The sequence below is a fragment of the Paraburkholderia strydomiana genome (assembly GCF_031456815.1).
GTDB lineage: Bacteria > Pseudomonadota > Gammaproteobacteria > Burkholderiales > Burkholderiaceae > Paraburkholderia > Paraburkholderia caledonica.
This window is the reverse complement of the sequence record NZ_JAVDVL010000013.1, coordinates 88990-112921: the sequence shown is the minus strand read 5'-3', so window position 1 is coordinate 112921 and position 23932 is coordinate 88990. Positions and strand designations below refer to the sequence as shown.

General features: G+C 63.8%; 20 protein-coding genes. 4 read left to right on the top strand and 16 right to left on the bottom strand.

Annotated features, from left to right (window positions below):
* Positions 1–7 precede the first annotated feature (7 nt).
* The 15 genes from astD to J2W46_RS27885 form a co-directional block, all read right to left on the bottom strand.
* Positions 8–1471, bottom strand: a complete 1464-nt coding sequence (gene astD, locus J2W46_RS27955) for a succinylglutamate-semialdehyde dehydrogenase (RefSeq protein ID WP_310358076.1) — start codon at positions 1469–1471, stop codon at positions 8–10.
* Positions 1472–1473: 2 nt separating this feature from the next.
* Entirely contained in the window at positions 1474–2511 is a 1038-nt protein-coding gene (astA, locus tag J2W46_RS27950; protein ID WP_310358074.1) for an arginine N-succinyltransferase, read from the bottom strand.
* Entirely contained in the window at positions 2508–3566 is a 1059-nt protein-coding gene (aruF, locus tag J2W46_RS27945) for an arginine/ornithine succinyltransferase subunit alpha (protein ID WP_020071456.1), read from the bottom strand. The genes astA and aruF overlap by 4 nt, the downstream gene beginning before the upstream one ends.
* 82 nt (positions 3567–3648) lie before the next feature.
* Positions 3649–4884, bottom strand: a complete 1236-nt coding sequence (locus J2W46_RS27940) for an aspartate aminotransferase family protein (protein ID WP_027777327.1) — start codon at positions 4882–4884, stop codon at positions 3649–3651.
* Positions 4885–5070: 186 nt separating this feature from the next.
* Positions 5071–6120, bottom strand: coding sequence for a GlxA family transcriptional regulator (locus J2W46_RS27935; protein ID WP_027805165.1), 1050 nt, complete (start codon positions 6118–6120; stop codon positions 5071–5073).
* Between the two features lie 24 nt (positions 6121–6144).
* Positions 6145–6936 carry an ABC transporter ATP-binding protein gene (locus J2W46_RS27930; protein WP_131321428.1) on the bottom strand — a complete coding sequence of 264 codons (792 nt, stop codon included), beginning with the start codon at positions 6934–6936 and terminating at the stop codon, positions 6145–6147.
* 78 nt (positions 6937–7014) lie between these two features.
* A complete protein-coding gene (locus J2W46_RS27925) occupies positions 7015–7728 on the bottom strand; it encodes an ABC transporter permease (protein ID WP_020071452.1) in 714 nt (237 codons plus the stop codon).
* A 4-nt stretch (positions 7729–7732) separates the two neighbouring features.
* Positions 7733–8422 (bottom strand): ABC transporter permease, encoded by a 690-nt coding sequence (locus J2W46_RS27920; RefSeq protein ID WP_027805164.1) that lies wholly within the window; start codon positions 8420–8422, stop codon positions 7733–7735.
* Positions 8423–8754: 332 nt separating this feature from the next.
* Positions 8755–9708, bottom strand: coding sequence for a patatin-like phospholipase family protein (locus J2W46_RS27915; RefSeq protein ID WP_027777331.1), 954 nt, complete (start codon positions 9706–9708; stop codon positions 8755–8757).
* Between the two features lie 38 nt (positions 9709–9746).
* Complete coding sequence (locus J2W46_RS27910) at positions 9747–10298, bottom strand: hypothetical protein (protein ID WP_310358071.1); 552 nt, start codon at positions 10296–10298, stop codon at positions 9747–9749.
* Positions 10299–10883: 585 nt separating this feature from the next.
* Positions 10884–11870, bottom strand: a complete 987-nt coding sequence (locus J2W46_RS27905) for an ABC transporter substrate-binding protein (protein WP_204521056.1) — start codon at positions 11868–11870, stop codon at positions 10884–10886.
* Between the two features lie 372 nt (positions 11871–12242).
* Positions 12243–13844, bottom strand: a complete 1602-nt coding sequence (locus tag J2W46_RS27900; protein ID WP_310358066.1) for a rhodanese-related sulfurtransferase — start codon at positions 13842–13844, stop codon at positions 12243–12245.
* A complete protein-coding gene (locus J2W46_RS27895) occupies positions 13841–14449 on the bottom strand; it encodes a cysteine dioxygenase family protein (RefSeq protein ID WP_087750353.1) in 609 nt (202 codons plus the stop codon). The genes J2W46_RS27900 and J2W46_RS27895 overlap by 4 nt, the downstream gene beginning before the upstream one ends.
* Positions 14450–14708: 259 nt before the next feature.
* Positions 14709–15554, bottom strand: coding sequence for a class II aldolase/adducin family protein (locus J2W46_RS27890; protein ID WP_310358061.1), 846 nt, complete (start codon positions 15552–15554; stop codon positions 14709–14711).
* Between the two features lie 11 nt (positions 15555–15565).
* Entirely contained in the window at positions 15566–16681 is a 1116-nt protein-coding gene (locus J2W46_RS27885) for an LLM class flavin-dependent oxidoreductase (RefSeq protein WP_310358058.1), read from the bottom strand.
* 289 nt (positions 16682–16970) lie between these two features.
* On the opposite strand from J2W46_RS27885, the gene J2W46_RS27880 reads away from it, so the two are divergent.
* Positions 16971–17966 carry an LLM class flavin-dependent oxidoreductase gene (locus J2W46_RS27880; protein WP_027805161.1) on the top strand — a complete coding sequence of 332 codons (996 nt, stop codon included), beginning with the start codon at positions 16971–16973 and terminating at the stop codon, positions 17964–17966.
* A gap of 100 nt (positions 17967–18066) precedes the next feature.
* Here J2W46_RS27880 and J2W46_RS27875 read toward each other — a convergent pair whose 3' ends face one another.
* On the bottom strand, positions 18067–19203 hold the full coding sequence (locus J2W46_RS27875; RefSeq protein ID WP_310358051.1) for an alpha/beta fold hydrolase: 1137 nt from the start codon (positions 19201–19203) through the stop codon (positions 18067–18069).
* A 640-nt stretch (positions 19204–19843) separates the two neighbouring features.
* Here J2W46_RS27875 and glgC point away from each other — a divergent pair.
* The 3 genes from glgC to pdxY all read left to right on the top strand — a co-directional run bounded on the left by glgC (position 19844) and on the right by pdxY (position 23802).
* Positions 19844–21109: a glucose-1-phosphate adenylyltransferase gene (glgC, locus tag J2W46_RS27870; RefSeq protein ID WP_027777340.1), complete on the top strand. Its 1266-nt coding sequence runs from the start codon at positions 19844–19846 to the stop codon at positions 21107–21109.
* A 103-nt stretch (positions 21110–21212) separates the two neighbouring features.
* Positions 21213–22673, top strand: coding sequence for a glycogen synthase GlgA (gene glgA / locus J2W46_RS27865; protein WP_310358048.1), 1461 nt, complete (start codon positions 21213–21215; stop codon positions 22671–22673).
* Positions 22674–22935: 262 nt separating this feature from the next.
* On the top strand, positions 22936–23802 hold the full coding sequence (gene pdxY / locus J2W46_RS27860) for a pyridoxal kinase PdxY (RefSeq protein ID WP_020069874.1): 867 nt from the start codon (positions 22936–22938) through the stop codon (positions 23800–23802).
* Positions 23803–23932 lie beyond the last annotated feature (130 nt).

Here is a 23932-nt window from a genome sequence, read left to right as displayed (position 1 = left end):
TCGATCCTTAGAATTGGAGGCCCGGCGAGACGCTCGCGGGCATTTGCAGTTGCGCGCTTTCGACGGAAGCCATCGGGTACGCGCAGTAGTCGGCCGCGTAATAGGCGCTTGGCCGGTGATTGCCCGAACGGCCCGGTCCGCCGAACGGCGCACCCGACGATGCTCCATTAGTCGGCCGGTTCCAGTTGACGATACCCGCGCGGATGGTGCGCTGGAAGTGCGTCCATAGCGATTCGTCGTCGGCGAGCAGTCCTGCCGACAGGCCAAACTCGGTGTCGTTGGCTTTGTCGAGCGCTTCGTCAAAGCTGTCGTAACGGATGATCTGCGCAAGCGGTCCGAAATGCTCCTCGTCGGGCAGATTCTTTACAGCGCTCACGTCGAGAATGGCCGGAGTGACGAAACCGAGTTTCGGATCGCGTTGCTCCATCTCCAGCAACGCGCGCGCGCCGTCGGCAAGCAAACGCTCCTGTGCGGCGACGAGCCGCGAAGCCGCGCGCGCCGAAATCACCGCGCCCATGAAAGGCTGCGGTTCGGCGTTGTATTCGCCGACGCTGATGCGCGACGTCACTTCGACGAGTCGCGCCAGGAAGCGCTCACCGAACGCGTCGTTCGGCACAAAGATGCGGCGCGCGCAGGTGCAACGCTGTCCCGCTGACAAAAACGCCGACTGGATGGTGTGATGCACGGCGGCGTCGAGGTCCGCCACCGGGCCGATCACGAGCGGATTGTTGCCGCCCATTTCCAGCGCCAGCACGATCTCCGGACGTCCGCCGAACTGCTTGTGCAACAATGTTCCGGTGTCCGAACTACCTGTGAAGAACAGACCGTCGATCTGCCGGTGGTTCGCGAGCGCAATGCCCGTGTCCTTCTCACCCTGCACGAGATTGAGCACGCCGGCGGGCAGGCCCGCGTCGCGCCACGTCTGCACGGTGAGTGCCGCCACGCCCGGCGCGAGTTCCGACGGTTTGAAGACAACGGCGTTGCCCGCGATCAGCGCCGGCACGATATGCCCGTTCGGCAAGTGGCCGGGGAAGTTATACGGCCCGAACACCGCCACCACGCCGTGCGGACGATGCCGCAAAACCGCGGTGCCGTCCGCCATTGCCGAACGCTTTTCGCCCGTGCGCTCGTTGTATGACTGAATCGAAATTTCGACTTTCGCAGCCATCGAAGCCGCTTCGGTGCGCGCTTCCCACAGAGGCTTGCCGGTTTCGCGGCCAATCGCTTCGGCGAGCGCCTCTTTGCGTTCGGTAACGAGCGCGGCGAAGCGGCGCACCACCGCGCACCGCTCGTCGAGGCTCGATGCGGACCATGCTGCGAACGCGCGGCGCGCGCTGCGCACCGCGCGGTCCACGTCGTCTGCGGAGGCGCTATTGCCTTCCCACACCGTCGCGCCCGTGCCCGGATTGCGCGACGCGAATGCGGGTCCTGTGCCGGCGGCCCATTCGCCGTCGATGAAAAGCTCGCTCATGATCATCCTTGTTTGTGTTTCAGCGCCAGCACCCGAACCGGGTCGCCTGCTTGGACGCCCAGCGCCGCAGCTTCTGTCGCATTCATGCGGAACACGCCGTCTTGCGGCACGCCCGCCGCCACGCCAACGCGAAAATCGCCGAGGGACGTGTTCGATACCATCGAGCGCGGTGCGTCCTGCGCCGCGCCCTCCGGTACGTCGGCAATCTCGACCGGCACCAACACGCTTTCGCGCACCGTGCGCAAGTCGGAGATATGGCATTCGAGCACCGGACCGGCATCGAAAATATCGACATGGTTTTCGTAGCGCAGCCCTTCCGCTTCGAGCATGCGGCGCGCCGGAATCGTGTCGTTATGCGTGAGGCCGACGCATTCCTGCGCCTCTTGCGGCAACAACTCGACATACACCGGATAGCGCGGCATCAGTTCGGCAAGGAACGCTTTGCGTCCGTGCGAGCTTAGATAGTCCGCCGCATTGAAATCGATCTGATAGAAGTGCGAGCCGACCGCGCGCCAGAACGGCGACGTGCCTTCCGCATCGAAATGCCCGCGCAATTCCGCGCATAGGCGCTGCGGAAAACGCTCACGAAACTGCGCGAGAAACATGAAGCGCGAGCGCGACAGCAAGCCGCCCACACCGCTCGTGCGATATCGCGGGCTCAAAAACAGCGAACACACTTCGGCATAACCGGTCAGGTCGTGCGAGATGTTCAGCGCGCGCATGCGCGTCCAGATGCCCAGGTCCTGGCTCGCGTGTACTACGGTGCTCACGCGATAGTTGTAGAACGGCTGTTGCAAACCGACCGCCGTTTCGATTCCGCACACGCCGGCCACGTCGCCGGTTGCGGTGTCCTCCATCACGAAGAAGTAGCCCGCTTCATGCGGCTCGGCCTTGTCTTCCATCGTGCGGCGCGCGCGTTCGACTCGCGCCGCAAGTGCGTCGCGGTCCGGCTTGAAAGTGGTGAGCCCCGGCCCGGTTTCCTGCGCGAGCCGCATCAACGCGTCGACATCGCCTCGTTGCACCACGCGAACGACGATCATTGCGCGTCTCCCGATTGTTCATTCGTTTCCGGTCGATGCAACGGCACGCAGCGCACCGTATCGCCGTCCTGCACGCCGAGCGCCGCACGCGCCGGCTGGGCAAGCGGCGCGCCTTCGTTCCTCGCCGTAGGCAACTCGCCGAGCACGCAGCGGAATTGACCGTCCGCGCCGTTGTGGGCGATCAGATATGTCGAGCCGTTCGCCCCGGCCGCCGCCTCGTGCGCCACCCGTGTTTCATTGAGCGTCACGCAGGCACTGCGGTCCACTTGCGCGGTAAGCACCGGCCCCGCGTCGAAGATGTCGATGAAGCGATCCGTCTCGAACCCTTCTTCGAGGTGTATTTCATAAGCGAGCAGAGCCTTCGAATCCGGCTCGCCGAGTACACGCTGCGCCGCTTCCGGCAGCAACGGCACATAGATCGGGTACGTCGGCATGACTTCGGCGATGAACGTTCTACTACGCCCGCCGGACTCGATTTCGATGTCGGCGAAATTGCGGCCGAAAAACTTGCGCCCTACTGCTTCCCAGAACGGCGACACGCCATTCTCGTCGGTGACGCCTAGCAGCAGCGAGAACACCTCGGGCGTGAAGCGCTTGCGATTGGCCGCGATATACATCATTCGTGCACGCGACATGAGATGCGCGGCGGCGTCGCCGCGCAGCGACGGGTCGATGTAGTAGCCCGCGAGCCGGCTCTTGCCGGTCAGCTCGTGCGACATGGTGAGCGCGTGAATCTTGCGGTTCACGTGCAGTTCACGCGATGCATGGATCAGCGCGTCGTTGCGAAACGCATAGAACGGATCGGAGTAACCCGCGGCGGCAACGATGCTCGCCGTGCCCATCAGCTTGCCGCTCTCCGAATCTTCGAGCACGAACAGATAGAACTCCTCGCCCGGGAAATCGACCTCCGCGCGAAACGAGTCTTCTGACAACGCGACGCGTGCTTCGAGCGCGCGCCGGTCGTGCGGTAGCGAATGCAGCACCGGTTGCGCGGTGCGCGCCATATGTTCGAGCGCATCGAGATCGGCGAGGCGGCCGGGGCGTACGAAGAGCATCATCGTTCCTGTTCAATGTGACGCATGAGCGAATGCGGAGCGCTGGAACCGTTGGAACCGTTGGAACCGTTAGAACCGCCGTTCACCTGGACGCAGCTTCGGCCTTCACGCCGACCACGTCCGCAATAGCTTTGGCGAGACGCTCGAAGCCTTCGTTCATGTCGTCCAGCGGCATGATCAGCGACGGCACGAAGCGCAGCACGTCCGGTCCTGCCATCAGCATGATGACGCCATGCTGGCCGGCCGCCGTGACGAAGTCTTTCGCGCGCCCCTTGTACGCGTCGGTCAGTTGCGCGCCGATCAACAGGCCCTTGCCGCGCACCTCGTCGAAAAGACCGAAGCGCTCGTTGAGCTTGGCGAGATGGCCCTTCAGCACTTCACTGCGGGTGCGCACGCCTTCGAGCAGCTTCGGATCGCTGACCAGTTCCACCACTTTTTCCGCGATGGCGGAACCCAGCGGATTGCCGCCGTAAGTCGTGCCATGCACGCCAACCTTGAAGTGCGCGGCGAGTTCGTTCGTGGTCAGCATCGCGCCGATCGGAAAGCCGTTGCCAAGCGCCTTCGCCGTGGTGAGGATGTCGGGCGTAACACCCGTGTCCTGATACGCGTAGAAGTAGCCGCTGCGGCCGACACCTGTTTGTACCTCATCAAAAATCAGCAGCGCGCCGTGCTGGTCGCAGGCTTCGCGCAGCGCTTTGAGGAACGCCGGATCGGCGGGGATCACACCGCCTTCGCCTTGAATCGGTTCGACGATAACCGCGCAGGTCTTCGCGCCGATCGCCTTTTGCGCAGCCTGAATGTCGTTGTACGGCAGGTGAACGATGCCTTGCGGCACCGGCCCGAAGCCTTCCGAATACTTCGGCTGACCGCCCACGCTGACGGTGAAAAACGTTCGGCCATGGAACGACTGCGTGAACGAGATGATTTCGTACTTGTCGGCGCCATGACGCTCGAATGCGACGCGGCGCGCGAGCTTCAACGCGGCTTCGTTCGCTTCCGCGCCCGAGTTCGCGAAGAATGCGCGGTCGGCGAACGTCAGTTCTTCGAGACGCCTCGCGAGACGCAGCACCGGCTCGTTGGTGTAGCCGTTACCGATGTGCCAGAGCTTGCTACCCTGCTCGTGCAGGACTTTCAGCAGTTCGGGATGCGCATGACCGAGCGCGGTGACGGCGATACCGCCGGCGAAGTCGATATAGTCGCGGCCTTGCGTATCCCAGACGCGTGAGCCGAGACCGCGATCCGGCACGAAGGCGGCGGGTGCGAATACCGGCACCATGACTTCGTCGAAGGTCTTGCGTGTCACAGTCAGGTCGTTCATGGCAAATCCTCGTTACAGGTGAGAGGTAGTACAGATAGTGTAGGAAACCGCACGCGTTACGTCTTGCGCATACGCGACGCTTTCTATGAGCTTCCGCGCGGCATGCGGGGCCTCACGCATGCTGACCCGTTGCATCGCCAACCGACGCCGACACTTGCCGCCTGCTTGCCGCCCTTCAGTTGCCCTTCAGTCGCCCCTATCCGGCGGCTCGATCAGCGCACCCGCGCGCGGCTCGCTGGCCGCGGCGCCGCTTGCGCCGGTCTGTTTGTCGATCCAGTTGCGGCGGTCCTCGCGCGGCGTCACGCCGAAGCGTTCGCGATATGCATTCGAAAAATGCGCCGCCGACGAAAACCCGCAAGCGAGACTGATCTGCACGACCGACTTGCTGGTGCGCTGCAATTGAGTGCGCGCCTTCGAAAGGCGCAAGCCGAGATAGTATTTGGACGGCATCGAGCCGAGATACTGGCGAAACAGGCGCTCAAGCTGGCGTCGCGAAACGCCGACGAGCCCCGCGATTTCGTCGGTGGTGAGCGGATCTTCAATGTTCGCTTCCATCAGCAACAACGCATCGTTCAGGCGCGGATGACGCTCGCCGGGCGCCGTCACGAACGGTATGCGCTGACGCTCTTCGCCCGCGCGCAACACGCCGACGCCAAGCGTATCCGCGATGCGATCCGCGAGTTCCGGGCCGTGCTCGCGGCCGATCATCGCGAGCATGAAGTCGACGGTCGCCTGACCGCCCGCGCAGGTGGCGCGATCGCGGTCGATTTCGAAAATCTGCTGGGTGACGATGGAGCGCTCGAACTGCTCGGAGAACTGCTGATACGTTTCCCAGTTCACACTGACGCGATAGCCCGACAACTGGCCCGCCATTGCAAGCCACCACACGCCGTGATGAATGCCGGTGACAAGCGGCGTGCGTTGCCCGACGCGCGACAAACTTGCGAGAAACAGCCGGTAGTCGGCGAATTGCTGAAACCGTTCGCTGACCACGATCAGCCAGTCGCAGACCACCGCGTCGCCGAAGGCCACGTCGGCCGGCCATTGCGCGCCGCCCGCAAGCGGCACAGCGCGGCCGTCCCACGAGCACACCTGCACGCGGTACAGCGCGCGGCCGTCGATCTCATTGGCGAGATTGAGCGCGTCGACAATCGGCCCGACGCCCGACATCGACACAGGCGGCAATGCCACGATTGCAACCTGCATGGTGCGTGCGGGGCTGGACGTGCGAGCCATCGATCAGATAGAAGACGGCAAGCGTTACTTGAGGCTGCCGGAGAGGAACTGCTTGAGCCGCTCGCTGCGCGGCGAACTCAGCACCTCGGCGGGCAGACCTTCTTCTTCCGTACGGCCCTGGTGAAGGAACATCACATGGTTCGACACGTTGCGCGCAAAGCCCATTTCGTGCGTGACGACGATCATCGTGCGCCCTTCTTCGGCGAGCTTCTGCATGACTTTCAACACCTCGCCGACCAGTTCGGGATCGAGCGCGGAAGTCGGCTCGTCGAACAGCATGACGTCAGGGTTCATTGCCAGTGCACGGGCGATCGCCACGCGCTGCTGCTGACCGCCCGACAGATGCGACGGATATTGTTTTTCCAGACGCGGCGCGAGGCCCACTTTCTCGAGATATTCGCGCGCGCGCTCCTCGGCTTCGCGACGCGGCAAACCGAGCACATGAATCGGCGCCTCGACGATGTTCTCGATCACGTTCATGTGCGCCCACAGGTTGAAGTGCTGGAACACCATCGCGAGCTTCGTGCGGATGCGCTGCAATTGCTTGTGATCGGCCACTTCCAGATTGCCGGCGCGGTCGGCTTTCGTCTTGACCGTTTCGCCGTCGACGACGATCTGCCCGGCGTTCGGCCGCTCGAGAAAATTAATGCAGCGCAGGAAGGTGCTCTTGCCCGAGCCGCTCGCGCCGATGATGCTGATCACGTCGCCCTTGTTCGCATTGAGCGATACGCCCTTGAGCACTTCGTTGTCGCCATAGCGCTTGTGGATGTCCTGCACGGCGAGCTTGCAAGCTTCGGTTTGCGTGGTGTGGAGCAAGATGCTCTCCCTGTGAAGATACGGATCGAACGTCGACGGCGCGCTTTGATCGCACCGCCTGCTGCAAACAAGGCGCGCTCAATGCGTGCGCACCGCCAGGTAACCGAGCCAGTGACGCTCGGCGCGGCGAAACAGCGCAACGAGGGCGAACGACACCACGAGATAAATCAGCGCGGCCAGACCGAACGCGTCGAACGATTGATAAGTGGCCGAGTTCGCGTCGCGCGCGACTTTCAGGATGTCCGGCACGGTGGCCGTGAACGCGACCGTCGTGGCATGCAGCATCAGGATCACTTCGTTACTGTACAACGGTAAAGCGCGGCGCAGCGCGGACGGTATCACAATGCGGCGATACATCGTGAACCAGCTCATACCGTAGGCGCGTGCCGCTTCCACTTCACCATGCGACGTCGAGCGGATCGCGCCGGCAAAAATCTCCGTGGTGTATGCGCAGGTATTCAACGCGAACGCCAGAATCGCGCAGTGAAAACCGCTGCGAAAGAACGCATCGAGCAGTTGATGCGAGCGCACGAATTCGAGGCTGTACATGCCGGTATAGATCAGCAGCAATTGCACGTACAGCGGCGTGCCGCGAAACACGTAAGTGTAAAGACGCACCGGCGTGGAAAGCCAGCGCTTCTTCGACACGCGGGCCACCGCCAGCGGAATCGCGAGACAGAAGCCGATACCGACGGATGCCACCAGCAGCCACAACGTGACCGCAAGGCCGGATATGCGCTGACCGTCCCAGTAGAGGAACGCACGCCAGAACTGATTGAGAATGTCGATCATGGTCTTAAAGCTCCGCGTGCCGCACGCCGATCGAATAGCGGCGTTCCAGCCAGATCAGCGCGAGGTTCGAGACAGTCGTCAGCGCCAGATAGATCAGCGCGGCGATCAGAATGAAGAAGAACATGTTGAACGTGCTTTTGCCCGCGTCCTGCGCAGCCTTCACGACATCGGCGAGACCGATGATCGACACCAGCGCCGTCGCTTTCACGAGCACCTGCCAGTTGTTGCCGATGCCCGGCAGCGCGAAACGCATCATCTGCGGAAACAGGATGCGTGCGAACACGCGGACGCCGCTCATGCCATAAGCGCTGCCCGCTTCCAGCTGCCCGCGCGGCACCGCGAGAAAGGCGCCGCGAAAGGTCTCGGTGAAGTACGCGCCGTAAATGAAACCGAGCGTCAGCACGCCCGCGACGAACGGGTCGATGTCGAACTGCGGCAGATTGAGCGCGTCGGTCAGATTGTTGACCGCGATCTGGATGCTATAGAACAGCAGCAACATCAGCACGAGGTCCGGCACCGAACGGATCAATGTCGTGTAGCCGGTGGCGAGCGCGCGCAACGGCCGGTTGAACGAAAGTTTCGCCGCGGCGCCCGCGAGGCCGAGCACCACGGCGGCCGCGAGCGAGAGGACCGACAGTTCGACTGTCTGGATCGTGCCGGCCAGTAATACCGGACCAAAGCCGTATAGCACCACGCGTGTCTCCATCCAGGTTCGTTGAATCCCTAGGGATGTCGTCGGCTAACGCCCCGACTCATCCTGCATGGCGCGGAGTCTCGCAAGCGAAAATTAAATTCTCAAAGGCCCGCGCGACATTTGCTGCGACGCAGCAAACCGGCAATGACAACTTGGTACGGCTGACGGCGCTTGGTACGGGGGCGCGTCGGGCGATACGGGCCGCCACGCGGGCAACCGTGGCCGCTGCGATTTCGCAAGTTTGAGGTCGCTTTTTCGATAGACGGGCGCGGGGTTCGCGCGGGGCGCAAGGTCGCACTTAACGTAGCGCGAAGGCGTACCGCGAGCCGCCTCTATTCGATGCCGAGCCGGGCGCGAATCGCCGGCAGCATATATTCGACTGCCGCGCGCCCTTCCTCGATGGCCGGCGCCGCGCGGTGAAAGTCGAAAATGCCCATGCCGCCGAGACGCGGCTGGATCAGAATGTCCGCAGGCTCGCCGGCGAGACGGCTTCGGGTAATCCGAACCTGCATGATGTCGATGCTTTGCGCGATCGAACTCAGCATGGAAGGGACACGTGCGCTCGGTGCGGGCGGCACGCGAACGTCGTCGGTGACGCGCTCTTCGGCGGGCGCGAGCCAGCGCGGCCAGGGCTTGCCGTTACGGCGAAGCGACACGGGCGGCGGTGCGGTGGGATCGATTGCCGGGGTGTCCACCACCGCGCCGCCGAAATCGCGGCCGTTGAGAATGTCGTTGTTCAGATCGACGGCGATCACACAGTCCGCCCGCATGCCGCGCGCGACCGACACCGGCACCGGATTGCTGAGCCCGCCGTCCACAAGCCATACGCCGTTGTGCCAAACGGGCGTGAAGATGCCGGGAATCGCAATCGACGCGCGCACCGCGTCGACCACACTGCCGTCCTGCAGCCAGCTCTCGCGGCCCGAATCGAGTTCGGTGGCGACCGCCGCGAACGGCATGTTCAGCTGCGCGATCGAGCGGCCGTCAAACTTGTCGGCGAAAAGCTGGATGACCTTGCGCCCGCCGAGCAGGCCGCCTGAGAGGCGCAAGTCGAGCAGTCGCACGACCGTCTGCCACGTGAGGCGCGACACCCACTCCTCTAGCCAGTCGAGGTCCCCGTTCGCATAAACGGCGCCGACCAGCGCGCCGATCGACGTGCCGCACACCACGTCGGGCTTGATGCCCGCGTCGTGCAACGCGCGAATCGCACCGATATGCGCCCAGCCACGAGCCGCGCCGCCCCCCAACACCAGCCCGATACGGCTGTATCGACGTCGACGTATCATGATTCCCCGCCTTCCATTCGTCTGTCTTGTCGTTGCTTCTAGCGCCCGCGCATCACGTCCGAGCGCGATGTCGTGTACGCCTTCCTGTTCTGGTCGAAGTGCACGTTGAAAATGCCTTCTTCCGTCACACCGCCCTCGCGCCACTTCCAGCTCCACACCGTCTCCGGCTTGAGGGGGAACACCGCGATTTCGCCCGGTTTGCCGAGCAGGCGTCGCACTTCGTCCTCACTCATGCCGATGCGGATCTTGCCGAAGTTCGCAGCGGTCAGTACCTGCGTGATTGCCTGAAGCTTACCGTCACGGTCGATGTCGACCATGTACGTATTCAAACCTTGCGGACCACGTGGATACTCGAAGCGTTTCGAGCCGTCCGTATAGGTGCGCTCGGTTTCGGGCTTACCCATCTGCTCACGGATCTGCGCTTCGGTCGTGACGCCCGGCGTCATGTTCCTCAGCAGCAGCGCGTCGGGCTTCACCGCGTTGAACAGTTCCTTGATTTTTTGCACGGCGCGCTCGCTCTGTTGGTCGTCGCACGCAGTGAGCGCGATGCACGCGGCCAGCATGGCGGCAATAGGCAATTTCAGGCTCACAGCGAAATTCCTGTATCGATGCGAGCGCGACTGTGCGCACCGCTCGTGTAGTGATTCACCAAAGGGAATACTTTGGAACGCGCTACAGGATAACCGCGTGCGGCAAAAACCGCGAGCGCGCGCCGGCGCGCCGAAACCGGGCGATGCCGGTGCTCGCATGCGAAAAACGTGGGACGTCAGGCGTTTTCTGGAGGATCAGGCTGTCTGAGCGAGGTTTATTGCAAACAGCAACAGACGCAACAGAAAGCAAACAGGCGACGCCGTGGAAAGCGTCGGCATGTCTCGTGGCGGCAATGAGGTGCTCGCGACCGATACGGGAGGTGACGCGGAGAAAAAAGGGACTTCAGAAGTTGCGAAAGACCGGGATCAGTGCGTGGACGACGCGCAGCGGTCCGGTTCCAGCGCGGCGATGAACGACCTTGGCCGCTCACCTTGCGCCATCGCCGGAAGTGGCGAACCGCTGCTTGTATGGCCGTCCTGGTCCCTCGATAAGCCTTCAGGTGACGTTAATCTAACGGGATCGGACGGTTTAGACGAGAGCGCGTTTACACCGAATTTGCAGAGGATTTCGTTGCACCAGGGCGCTCAGGGCAGTGGAAAACTGCGATCGAAACTCGCACGCACATCCAGATGCGCGCGAATCACGCTGGCTGCTTCGTAGGTGTCGGCCGTGCGCTGCTGCGCGGCCACGACGCTATCGTCGATGGCGACCGGATGCACCTGGCCGCGCTGATAGACCGTCTTCAACACGTCGGTCGGCAAGCCGGTGACGCGCGACTGCATCGCCGCGACTTCATCGGGATGCGTGAGCGCCCAACGCTGCCCCGTCGCCACGCGCCGCAGAAAGTCGGCTAACTGTGCCCGCTTGGCCGCAATCGCGGTCTCGGTCGCGACCTGATAGCTGAGCCCTTCGGACAGACCCACGCCGTTCGCGATGATGCGGTCGTGATCGCGCGACTCGCCAAGCGCGGTGTATGGGTCCCAGACCGACCACGCATCGACGCTGCCCGAAGCAAGCGCGGCCTTGGCGTCGGCCGGTGCGAGGAACACAAACGTGACGTCGCTCGCGGGCACATTCGCCTTCTTCAGTGCGGCGAGCGCGAGGTAATGACCGATAGAGCCGCGCGTCGTGGCAACGCGCTTTCCCTTGAGGTTTGCGACCTCGGTGAGCGGCGATTGCGGACCGACCACGATCGCGAGATCGAGCGGATTGGACCGCGTCGCGGCGACGGCCCGCACGCGCGCGCCGGCAGCGAGCGCGAACACGAGCGGCGCGTCTCCGAGTCCGCCGACATCCACGGCACCGGCATTCAACGCTTCGCCAAGCGGTTGCGCTGCCGGAAAGTTGAACCATTCGATCTTGTACGGCAGGTCTTTCAACTGGCCCGAGGCCTCAAGAATGCCGCGCGTTTGCAGCGATTGATCGCCGACCTTGAGCACGGGCAGATCGGCGGCATTTGATGCGCTTGCAAATAGCAAAGCGGGAATCGCCAGCACAGCGGCTGTGAGCGCTTTGACAAGCGCGCGTTGCAGCGCGGAGAACGTCGCGAAAAGAGAACCGGGTAGCGTCATGTGGAAGGCCTGCGAATGAGATTCCAGCGACGATAAGCGAGCGGCTCATATAAGACAAACGCCTTATTCTGCTATGCAAATATGCGAATTTTAATTGCGCGCGGGGTCTGAAAAAATGGGCTCGCGCGCGTTGTCAGACGCACGAAGCACCTCGCGGATCGTCATGAAGACACCCGCGTCTGCTTGATGAATCGCAGCAGTCGGTCGAGAGGTTCGGCGCAGCGATCGAACGGCACTTCAAGGAGTGCGCGCACGCAACGCGCGTCTTGCGGCGCGCGGCGCGTCCAGGTTCTCACTGTGGCCGCTGGTTCGTCGCTAGTTGGTGGTTTAGCCCGCGCTACGGCAACCGCAGCGCGGGCTTGAACGCCAACGTCAGATCACATGAAATCCATGTGTGCCGTCGCGAGCCAGTTGCGCGACGAGCCCATACTCCCACTCGAGATAGGCGTTCATTGCTTCTCGCGCGTTGTCGGTGCCTTCATATGGACGCCGATATCGATCGATGCGCGGCGACGCCAGCCGCGTCTCGCCGCTCTCCACGGGCAGACCCGCTTCGATCCACGCCGCCGTGCCGCCCGTCAGCACCTGTACCGGCTTGCCGGTCAACGCCGCCAACTCGGGCGCCGCGAAGCGCGCGAGCAGACTGCTGCCGCATGTGAGCACATAACGCTGAGCGTCCGGCAGCTTGTGCACCGCCCTCTCCAGGTCACTGCGAATGGCGAACCACGCGCCTGGAATATGACGCTTTACATAGTTCGCGCTGCTCGTGACATCGAGTACGACAGTGCCGGGCGACTGCAGGAGCGCGGCGAGTTCCGCCGGCGCGATTTCGTCGGCGGCGGGTGGCTGGGGCGCGAGGCGCGAGGCAGGCGCCTGACCCTTTTCGGCGAAGTCGGCGGCGGTCAGACCGTCCACCACGTACACCTCGATGTTCATCTGCGCGAGCCATGACGCGGTCATGTTCGCACGCACGCCGTCGCTGTCCGCCAAGATCACGCGCGCACCGCGCACCGGCGCGAACATCTCGGTTTCCTGCACGAGCTGGCCGCCGGGCGCGTGGCGAAAGCCCGGCACATGGCCCGCTTCATATTCCTCTTGCGTGCGCACATCGAAGCGGTACACGGTGCGTACCGCTTCGTCGGCCCAGCGGCGCGCTTCGTCGCGCGACGTGCGCCCCACTTTCGCGCGATCGGCGACCGCCCGCGCGCCGTCGGCCGCGACGAGGCGCAGCGTATCGTCGACGACCGGATGCGGCCGGCGCGAACTGCCGTGCGCGAGCGGCTGCCCCGCCAGAGTCCAGCCGATGGTGCCGTTGCGCAGCGCGGCGACCGGGTTCGGCACGCCCGCGTTGATGAGCGACTGCGCGCCGATGATGCTGCGCGTACGCCCCGCACAATTGACGATGATCCGCGTCGTGGGGTCCGGCGCCAGTTCACGCGCGCGCAGCACCAGTTCGGCACCCGGCACGCTGATACTGCCGGGAATATTCATCGTCTGATATTCGTCGAAACGGCGTGCGTCGAGAACGACCACGTTTTCTTCGCGATCGAGCAGCGCCTGCACTTGCTGCGCCGGCAGCGACGGCGTGTGGCGCACGCTTTCCACCAGTTCGCCGAACGCTTTGCTCGGCACGTTGACGTCCTGGAACAGCTCACCGCCGGCCTTGCGCCAGCCTTGCAAACCGCCTTCGAGCAGCGCGACCCTGGTGTAGCCGAGGCTTGCCAGGCGCTCCGCCGCACGAGTGGCGAGCCCTTCGCCGTCGTCGAGCACGACAATGGGCACGTCGCGGCGCGGCAGGCGCACCGGTGCATCGAGTTCGAGCCGCGACAGCGGCAGGTTCGCGGCGAACAACGGATGACTGCGCGCGTGCGGATCTTCCTCGCGCACATCGACGAGCGCGATTTCCTCGCGTTCGAGCAGTGCGCGGCGCACGTCTGAATAAGATCGGGTACGTAAATCTTTTTCGAATGTCATGAGATCGGAGACTCCTTTGACACATTCCAGATGTTCGGCAACACGTCGTTCGAGTAGCCGGACACAAAATTTTTGCGGCCACCGCCGCACGGATAAACGGAGCGGCTTACCGCTCCGATATTTCCACCGTACACGTGAATGCTGATCGACGTACGGTCACCAAAAGCATTGCGCACGCGATGAATATCGCCGATGCGCGGCGACACCGCAGCCACGGCACCGGTATCAAGGCGCTGCGGTGCGCCCTCTTCGACCAGATCGCCATGCGGCGCGGCACGGTAATGCTGCGCAATTTCCGCGCCACGCAGCACGCCGATCAACCCCCAAACCGTATGATCGTGCACGGGCGTCGATTGCCCCGGCCCCCAGACAAAACTGACGATCGAAAAACGCTGCCGCGAGTCCGCATGCAATAGAAACTGCTGGTAGCGCTCGGGGTCGGGCCGCGCGAAAGCATCGGGCAGCCAGTCGTCGTGCGCAATCAGTTCGCGTAGCGCAACAGCGCCCGCTTCGAGCAGCGCGGCTTCGGGCGTTTCGTCGTCGACGAGCGACGCAATCCGGCCGACGAACGCGCGCAGCCGGTCATGCCTCAGGGTCTGGGTCATGGATAGCTTGACAGAATAATGTGGAAGTTCGGCGCGCGGGCGGCACTGGTCGCTTCGCGCACCTGCAGCGAGCGCCGCGTTGAAGAATCGGGTCCAAAGCGGTGCGAGTTCGGCACGCTGCTCGACTATGGTTGCCCGCCCGTCGCCCGGCGTTGCGTACCTTCGCCCGCCGTTGTGCCATTTAGCCGCGACATCGCGGCGGCGCCGCAGCAGCGCTGCGATCAACCGCGAGATTCCCGCGAGATTCCGGCAAAAGCGCTCAGGTCAGCACGTCGGGCTCCGCTTCCACGAGGCCTTCGAACAGGCTCTGAAAGGCGAACAAAGCGCCGTTCGCACGGCCGACCTGCTCGTGCGTAAGCGCCGCCATCTCGTGAGGAATGGCTTGCGGCGCGCCGGCCGCTTCGGCGAGCAATTGCGCGTGGCAGGCGTTGTCGAGCGCGATATACCACCAGGCCGCCGCTTCGACGCTCGGACCCGCCGTCAGGATGCCGTGATTCTTCAGAATCACCGCTTTGTTGCCTCCGAGCGCCGCAGCGATGCGCGCGCCCTCTTCGGTATCGAGCACGACGCCGTGGAAATCGTCGAACAATGCGTGGTCCTGGTAGAACGCGCAGGAATCCTGCGTCAGCGGATCGAGCTTGCGGCCGAGCGTGGACCACGCCTTGCCGTACAACGAATGCGTATGCGCGGCCGCGACCACCTCGGGGCGTGCCTCGTGAATCGCCGCATGAATCGCAAAAGCGGCCTGATTCACGGGCCCCTCGCCGACCACGATCTCGCCTTGCGAATTGACGAGCAACAGATCGGATACGCGGATGCGACCAAAGTGCTTGCCGAACGGATTGACCCAGAAGTGATCGGGCCATTCCGGATCGCGTGCGGTGATGTGACCGGCGAGTCCCTGATCGAAGCCGTAGCGTGCGAAGAGCCGAAACGCGACCGCGAGCCGCTCCTGACGGTAACGCCGCTCTTCGGCGACGCCTTCGCGCGGCGGCACGTCGTCGAACCAGAATTTGCGCAGCGGCGCGTGGCGCCTGAATGTCGATGATTCGCCGTCGAACGCCGAGCGTTCGGCGGCCGGACGTGCGTGAGAAAGATCGGTCATCGCAACTCCGGTCATGCGGCCAAAGTCTCGGTCGTCGCGGCGCCCTGGGCTCCCTCGGCGCTACGCGAGCGCGCAATGCGTTCGCGCGTCGCGGGAATCAGCTCGCGGCCATAGTCGATCGCGTCTTCGAGCGGATCGAAGCCACGCACGAGAAAGGTGGAGACGCCCAGCGCGTAGTACTCGGTGAGCGTGTCGGCGACCTGTTGCGGCGTGCCGACCAGCGCGGTCGAATTCGACCGTCCGCCAATTTCCTTCGCGATGCCGGTCCACAGGCGTTCGTCGGCACGATCCGAATCGCCGGATGCCGCCAGCAAACGCCGCGCGCCTTCGCTTTGCGCGGGCCCGCCTACCCCGAGTCCTTGCGCCGCGCGCAGCCGTCTCGTTTCAGCGAGGATGTGATCGGCGCGCTCCCACGCGGCAGCTTCTGTCGCGGCGAGAATCGGCCGGAACGACACCGAGAAGCGCACTGTGCGACCGTGCTTCGCGGCTTCGGCGCGCACGCGCGTCACCTGCTCGCGCACTTGCGCCTTCGATTCGCCCCACAGTGCGTAGACATCCGCATGACGTCCGGCAATTTCGAGCGCAGGCGCCGACGCGCCGCCGAAATACACCGGAATGTGCGGCTGCTGCACCGGCTTCACTTCGGAAAAGCCCTGTTCGAAACGATAGTACTGCCCGTGGTGATCGAATGGCTTCGCGTCGGTCCAGATGCGACGCACGATGTTCAGATACTCGTCGGTGCGCGCATAGCGTTCATCGTGCGAGAGGAAGTCGCCGTCGCGGCGCTGTTCCGCGTCGTCGCCGCCCGAAATGATATGCACGGCGAGCCGGCCGCCCGAATACTGGTCGAGCGTCGCCAGTTGGCGCGCGGCGAGAGTCGGCGCGACAAAGCCCGGGCGATGGGCGAGCATGAAGTGCACCCTGCTCGTCACACTGGCGGCATGCGCGACGGTAAGCAGCGCATCGGGGCTCGTGGAATGGTGCGGCACGAGAATGCGGTCGAAGCCCGCCGCCTCATGCGCGCGGGCGAACTGCGCGACATAGCCGACGTCGACAGCGGGCCCTTGCGGCGCATGCGTTTCCGATACTTTCCGGGTCTGGATCATGCCGATGAATTCGATGGACACGCGAGTGCCTCCGTGAATGGTTGCTGCCCGGCGGGGCAGCGGCATCGCACGCAAAATGCCGTGCTCTCTGGAGGCGTTCAAGGTAGCAGCGCGTCATGCGCTTGTTAAATATCGATCGTCCATATCTATATCGACTTTGCATGTAACGGCGGCGCCGTCGCCTCGGTCCGCATTGCGCAGACAAACCCTTTCGCGAACGTGGGCATCGCGCCGCCATCAGCAGAAAGCCGAAAGCTTTGGGAGAATGTCCCATCGCGTGAAAGCGCCAGAAACAGCAAGCGAACAGACAATGATCCCTTTTTCGGTCCTCGACCTCTCGCCGGTCATCGCGGGCGCAACGCCCGCAGATGCCTTCAAGAACACCCTTGATCTCGCGCAGCATGCGGAACGGTGGAACTACCGCCGCTTCTGGCTCGCGGAGCATCACAACATGACCGGCATTGCGAGTGCGGCGACCTCGGTCGTGATCGGTTATGTGGCCGGCGGCACGAAGACGATTCGCGTCGGCTCCGGCGGCGTCATGCTGCCGAATCACGCGCCGCTCGTGATCGCGGAACAGTTCGGCACGCTCGAGTCGTTGTATCCCGGCCGGATCGATCTCGGCCTTGGCCGCGCGCCGGGCACGGACCAATCCACGGCACGCGCGCTGCGCCGCGATTTGCAGAACAGCGCGGACTCTTTCCCCGACGACGTCGCCGAATTGCAGCGCTATTTCGCGGACCCCGTCTCAGGCCAACGGATTCGCGCGGTGCCCGGCGCGGGTCTGCATGTGCCGTTGTGGCTGCTGGGGTCGTCGCTCTTCAGCGCGCAGCTCGCCGCAGCGCTCGGCTTGCCTTTTGCGTTCGCGTCGCACTTCGCACCGGATTACCTGCTGACAGCGCTGCAGGTTTATCGCTCGCAGTTCCGGCCATCGGAGACGCTCGACAAGCCCTACGCGATGGTCGGCGTGAACCTCTTCGCAGCGGATACCAACGACGAAGCGCAGCGTCTTTTCACGTCGCTTCAGCAGCAGTTCATCAACTTGCGGCGCGGCACGCCGGGGCAATTGCAGCCGCCGGTGGAGCGGCTAGCGGCTTCGGAGATGGAATTGAACTCGGTTGCGCATTCGCTCGCATGCACGGCGATCGGCGATCGCGATGCGGTGCGCGAGGGGCTGAAGTCGATCATCGATCAAACCGGCGCCGACGAGCTGATGCTCACCGCGCAAATCTACGATCACAAGGCGCGACTGCGGTCGTTCGAGATCGGCGCGGAAATTCATGAGGAACTCGCCGGCGGAAAGTAAACCGCAACTGGATGAACAAAGGGCGGCGCATACGCGACCGCCCTTTTTCTTTATTGCACTTTTCTTGTGACCCGTCGGGTCTGCTTCAACCTTTACCGGCTCAACGGTTCACCTTTAGCGCCGCCATTCCGTCGAGCAGCGCCTTATGAAAAGCCTGTGGGTCCTGCATCTGCGGTGCATGGCCCAGCTCGGCGAATTCAACCAGCGTCGCATGAGGGATCGCTTTGGCCGCGGCTTTACCCAACTCGGGATAGTGGCCGATCTTCGCACGCACCTCGGGTGACGCCGCGTCCTTGCCGATGGCCGTCGTGTCCTTCTGGCCGATCAGCAGCAGCGTCGGCATCTGCAACTGGCCGAATTCATAGACAACAGGCTGCGTGTAGATCATGTCGTAAAGCAACGCCGAATTCCACGCGACGATCTGCTTACCCGGTCCCCGATACATGCCCGCCAGCATCTGCACCCACGGCTCGTAGTCCGCGCGCCACTGGCCTGCGTAATAGGTCGACTGTTCGTACCGGCGAATGCCGTCGGCGGTGGTCTTCAACTCGCGCTGGTACCACTGGTCCACCGACAGCGACGGCACACCCTTCGCCTTCCAGTCTTCGAGACCGATCGGATTGGCAAGCACCAGTTGCTGCGTCTCCTGCGGATACATGAGCGCGTAACGCACGGCAAGCATGCCGCCGGTGGAATGACCAATGATGGTCGCGTCCTTCACGCCCAGCGATTCGAGCAACGCATGCGTGTTGCGCGCCAGTTGCTGAAAACTGTACTGGTAATGCTCGGGCTTGCTCGACTTGCAAAAGCCGATCTGGTCCGGCGCGATCACGCGATAGCCGGCGTCGCTCAGACGATGAATCGTCGTGGCCCACGTCGCCGCGCAAAAGTTCTTGCCGTGCAGAAGTACTGCTGTGCGGCCGTTCGCGTGCGCCGGTTTAACGTCCATATACGCCATGTGCAACGCAACGCCTTGCGAAGTGAACGCATATTGCTGGACCGGCGCGGGATAGTCGAAGCCTTCCAACTCGGGCCCGTAGGCCGGGCCGTCCTTGCCGACCGGCTGAGCGGACTCGCTGGCGACGCTGGCCGGTGCGGGTTGCGACATAACGGACGGGGCCGTAGACGCATTGTTCGGGGATGCGTCGGAAGCAGCGCGTACCGCGACCGGTGCAACGCAGAACGTGGCGGCGCTCAATGCGGCAAGCAGGGAAAGGCGGTGAAAGGTCATCGACATTTTTGCATGGTTGGTTTTACGTTCACGGGCCGCTGCAAGCACCCACAGGCTTGCTCGCCGGCCGCCGACGATTCTACGACGGCTCCGTCAGCCGCGCAGCGGCGCAGCGGCGCACGCAGCGCCAGCCGCGCCACAGCGCGCCGCCAAGTGGCACGCATATTGCGCGGCGAACCTCGCAGGCTATGTGGCGTGGCGTACGGAGCGCGGGCGCCCAACGGTCGATCGTTCGCAGTTGGGCGCGAGGCGCCTCGCGCACGACAAACGTCGCCCGCGCGAGGCGAATCGGTGCTAGAACTACGGGACGGGCTCGCCAGTGCAGCGGCCCGGCAGTGGGACTGGATATGCAGACCGGGCAACCGGCATCAGCGGGGAACGGTAACAAGTAGCAAGTAACGGATTGCATCGCGCCGTAAAGAGGACGGGCATGTGACCGGAGTACGCTAAAGCGCGAAGTTTGGTCCATCGTGGGGAAAGCGCATGGGCCCGAGTAACCGCTAAAGCGCCAAGTCCGGTCGACCGCGATAAAACTGCATGGGACCGGACCAAGCGCTAAAGCGCCAAGTCCGGTCGACCGCGATAAAACTGCATGGGACCGGACTAAGCGCTAAAGCGCCAAGTCCGGTCGACAAAGGAGACGGACATGGATACTCCGGCACGGCTGAACGACCTTCAACGCACCACCCTCGCCATCGTCCTCGCCGGCGGACGAGGCACGCGGCTCGGACCGCTCACCAACAAACGCGTCAAACCCGCCGTGCACTTCGGCGGTAAGTACAGGATCATCGACTTCGCACTGTCGAACTGTCTGAACTCGGGCATCCGGCGTATCGCTGTCGTTACACAGTACAAGGCCCACTCGCTATTGCGCCACCTGCAGCGCGGCTGGAGCTTCCTGCGCGGCGAATTCGGCGAATTCATCGACCTGTGGCCCGCGCAGCAGCGCGTGGAAGGCGCGCACTGGTATCGCGGCACCGCCGACGCCGTGTTCCAGAACCTCGACATCATCCGCTCCATCCGCCCCAAGTACGTGGTCGTGCTGGCGGGCGACCACATCTACAAGATGGACTACACGCGCATGATCGCGGATCACGCCGATAGCGGCGCGGATTGCACGGTCGGCTGCATCGAGGTGCCGCGCATGGACGCGGTGGCCTTCGGCGTCATGGCCGTCGACGAAAACCGTCGCGTGGTCGGCTTCGTGGAAAAACCCGCCGACCCGCCCGCAATACCTGGCCGCCCGGACACCGCATTGGCGAGCATGGGCATTTACGTGTTCAACGCGGACTACCTGTACTCGCTGCTGGAGGAAAACATCTCGACCGTCGATACGGATCACGACTTTGGCAAGGACATCCTGCCGCGCGTCGTCACGCAAGGCACGGCGATCGCGCATCCGTTCGGCATGTCGTGCGTATCGTCGGACCCGAACGTGGAGCCGTACTGGCGCGACGTCGGCACCATCGACGCCTATTGGGCCGCCAACCTCGATCTCGCGTCCACGATTCCGACGCTCGACCTCTATGACCGCAGCTGGCCGATCTGGACGTATCAGGAACAGCTGCCGCCCGCCAAGTTCGTGCGGGATCTGAAGGGTCTGCAAGGTTCCGGCAACAATCTGCTCGCATGCGGCGGCTGTGTGATCTCGGGTTCGCAGATTTCGCGCTCGGTGTTGTCGTCGAATGTGAAAGTGAGTTCGTTCTGTAACATCAATGAGGCAGTCTTGTTGCCGCAGGTCACGGTCGGCGCGAGTTGCCGCTTGCAGAAAGTGGTGGTGGACCGCGGCTGCGCGATCCCGGACGGCACGGTGATCGGCGAAGATCCGGTGGCTGACGCCGAGCGTTTTTATCGCACCGACGACGGCGTCGTGCTCGTCACGCCCGAATCGCTGCGGCAGGAAGCGAGTTGAGTCCGACCGGCTGCGTGCCAATTGCCGTAGCTTCACCCGGCGCGGCGCGCGGCCAGTATTACGAGCATTCCCCGACCATCAATCAAGGAATCCAATTTAGCCTATGACGATTCGCGCCCTGCACGTCGCAAGCGAGCTGTATCCCCTCCTGAAAACAGGCGGTCTCGCCGACGTCGCGGGCGCGTTGCCGTCCGCGCTGGTCGAGCGCGGCGCCGATGTCCGCGTGCTGCTGCCCGGCTTCCCGTCGGTGGTTGCCGGCTTGCACGACGTGCGGCCGGTCGCCCAGCTAGGCACCCGTTTCGGTGCGCCGGGCGTCACACTCGAACAGGGCACGCTGCCGTCCAACGGACTGATCGTCTACACGATCCGTGCGGCCTCGCTGTATGACCGGCCCGGCAACCCCTATCTGAACGACGAGCACGTGCCATACGGCGACAACGCGCAGCGTTTCGCACTGCTCGGCTGGGTCGCCGCGCAACTCGCGCAACAGCTCGATCCGGCCTGGTCGCCGCAGATCATCCACGCGCACGACTGGCATGCGGGACTCGCCGCCGCCTATCTGAAAGCCGCCGAAAGGCAGCATGGCCGGGCGCTCGCGCGCAGCGTCTTTACGGTGCACAACCTCGCGTATCAAGGCGTTTTCCCCGCGCATCAGTTCGGCCAGCTCGGCCTGCCCGACGATTTTTTCAGCATGTATGGCGTCGAATTCTATGGACAGCTGTCGTTTCTGAAGGCGGGGCTTTACTACAGCGACCGCATCACGACCGTAAGCCCCACGTACGCCCGCGAAATTCAGACGCTGGCTCAAGGCGGCGGGCTCGACGCTCTTTTACGCAACCGCTCGCACGACCTGTCCGGCATTCTGAACGGCGTCGACTATACGGTGTGGAACCCGGCGAGCGACGCGCTCCTCGAGAATCGCTACACCTCCACGCGGCTCGCCGGGAAACTGGCATGCAAGGAGGCGTTGCAAAAACGCTTCGGTCTCGCGCAGAAATCCGACGCGCTGCTGTTCGGCGTGGTGAGCCGCCTCACCGAGCAAAAAGGCCTCGACCTGCTGCTCGAAACCGTGCCGGAAATCGTCAAACGCGGCGGCCAACTGGTCGTATTCGGCACCGGCGACCCGGCGCTCGAGAACGGCCTGAAACGTGTCGCGCAGACGCATCCCGATTCGGTCGCGGTGGAGCTTGGCTTCGATGAAAAGCTCGCGCATACGATCATCGCGGGCAGCGACGTGGTCGCCGTGCCATCGCGTTTCGAGCCCTGCGGGCTGACACAGCTTTACGCGCTCGCCTACGGTTCGCTGCCGCTCGTGCATTGCGTTGGCGGTCTCGCGGACACCGTGGTGGACGCATCGCTCGAAAATCTCGCCGAAGATCTCGCCACCGGTTTTGTCTTCGAGCACTTCCAGCCGCGCGGGCTCACCGCCGCGATTCGCCGGGCGTTCGCGCTCTATGGCCGGCGCACCGAATGGAAAGCGGCGCAGCGGCGCGCGATGCGCCAGGACTTCGGCTGGGGCGCTTCCGCAGACCGTTACCTGGCGCTGTATCGCGAGCTTTGCTGAGGCGGTGCCTGCCTGAATGGCCGGGCCGCAAACAGCGCGGCGCCGCACATCTTTGGTGATGGTTCGGCGCAACAGCACGGGGACGGATCAACTGCCCCGCGTCAAACTCATGTATTGTTTCCTGACGATGCAGACCGTGCATTATTCTTGCAGCGTCTGAAGCAGTCCTGCGCGCGCGGCATTCGGCTCATGCCGAGGCACCGTCGCCGCGCATCCCTCCCGTTTTCACCGATCGCGCACGAACAACTGCGCGAGCCATACCATGACGAAGAACGTTCTGAGCATTCAGTCACATGTCGTTTTCGGGCACGCGGGCAACAGCGCCGCCGTCTTCCCGATGCGTAGGCTTGGCGTGAACGTGTGGCCGCTGAACACCGTGCAGTTCTCGAACCACACGCAGTACGGCCATTGGACCGGTACGGCGATCAATGCCGCGCAGATGGAAGAGCTTGCCGAGGGCATCGGCGCCATTGGCATGCTGCCACGTTGCGACGCCGTGCTCTCGGGCTACCTCGGCACGCCGGAACAGGCACAATCGGTACTGGAAATCGTCAAGGCCGTAAAGGCCGCGAATCCCCGCGCGTGGTACTTCTGCGATCCGGTGATGGGTGCGGCGAGCGGCTGCAAGGTCGAGCCGGGCATCCAGGAATTCCTCGTGAACACCATGCCGGAGATGGCCGACGCCATGGCGCCGAACCATACCGAGTTGCAGCGGCTCGTTGGCCGCGAGATCGAGACGCTCGAAGAAGCCGTCACCGCGTGCCGCGAGATCATCGCGCGCGGGCCGAAGCTCGTGCTGGTCAAACACCTGCTCGATCGCAACAGTCCCGCCGACCGTTTCAACATGCTGGTGGTGACCGAGCGCGAGGCGTGGATGTGCCAGCGCCCGCTCTATCCGTTCGCGCGGCAACCGGTAGGCGTCGGCGATCTGACGAGCGCGGTGTTCGTCGCTCGCACGCTGCTGGGCGATACGATTCGCGCGGCGTTCGAGCACACGCTCGCGGCAGTCAACGCCGTCGTCAAGCTGACCTGGCAAGCCGGGCGCTACGAGCTCGAACTGGTGGCTGCGCAAAACGAAATCGCGCAACCCCGTGAGTGGTTCGACGCATGGGTGGCGGAGACCGCATAGCCGCTGCGCTTGCCGCAGGCGGCAACGCGATGCTTTGAGCCGCACGGAACCTTGGCGGCCTGCCGGTCGTCCTATAATGCGTGCCGCGTGCGCGAAGCAACACCTCACGCGCGCAGCAACTTTTTCAGGC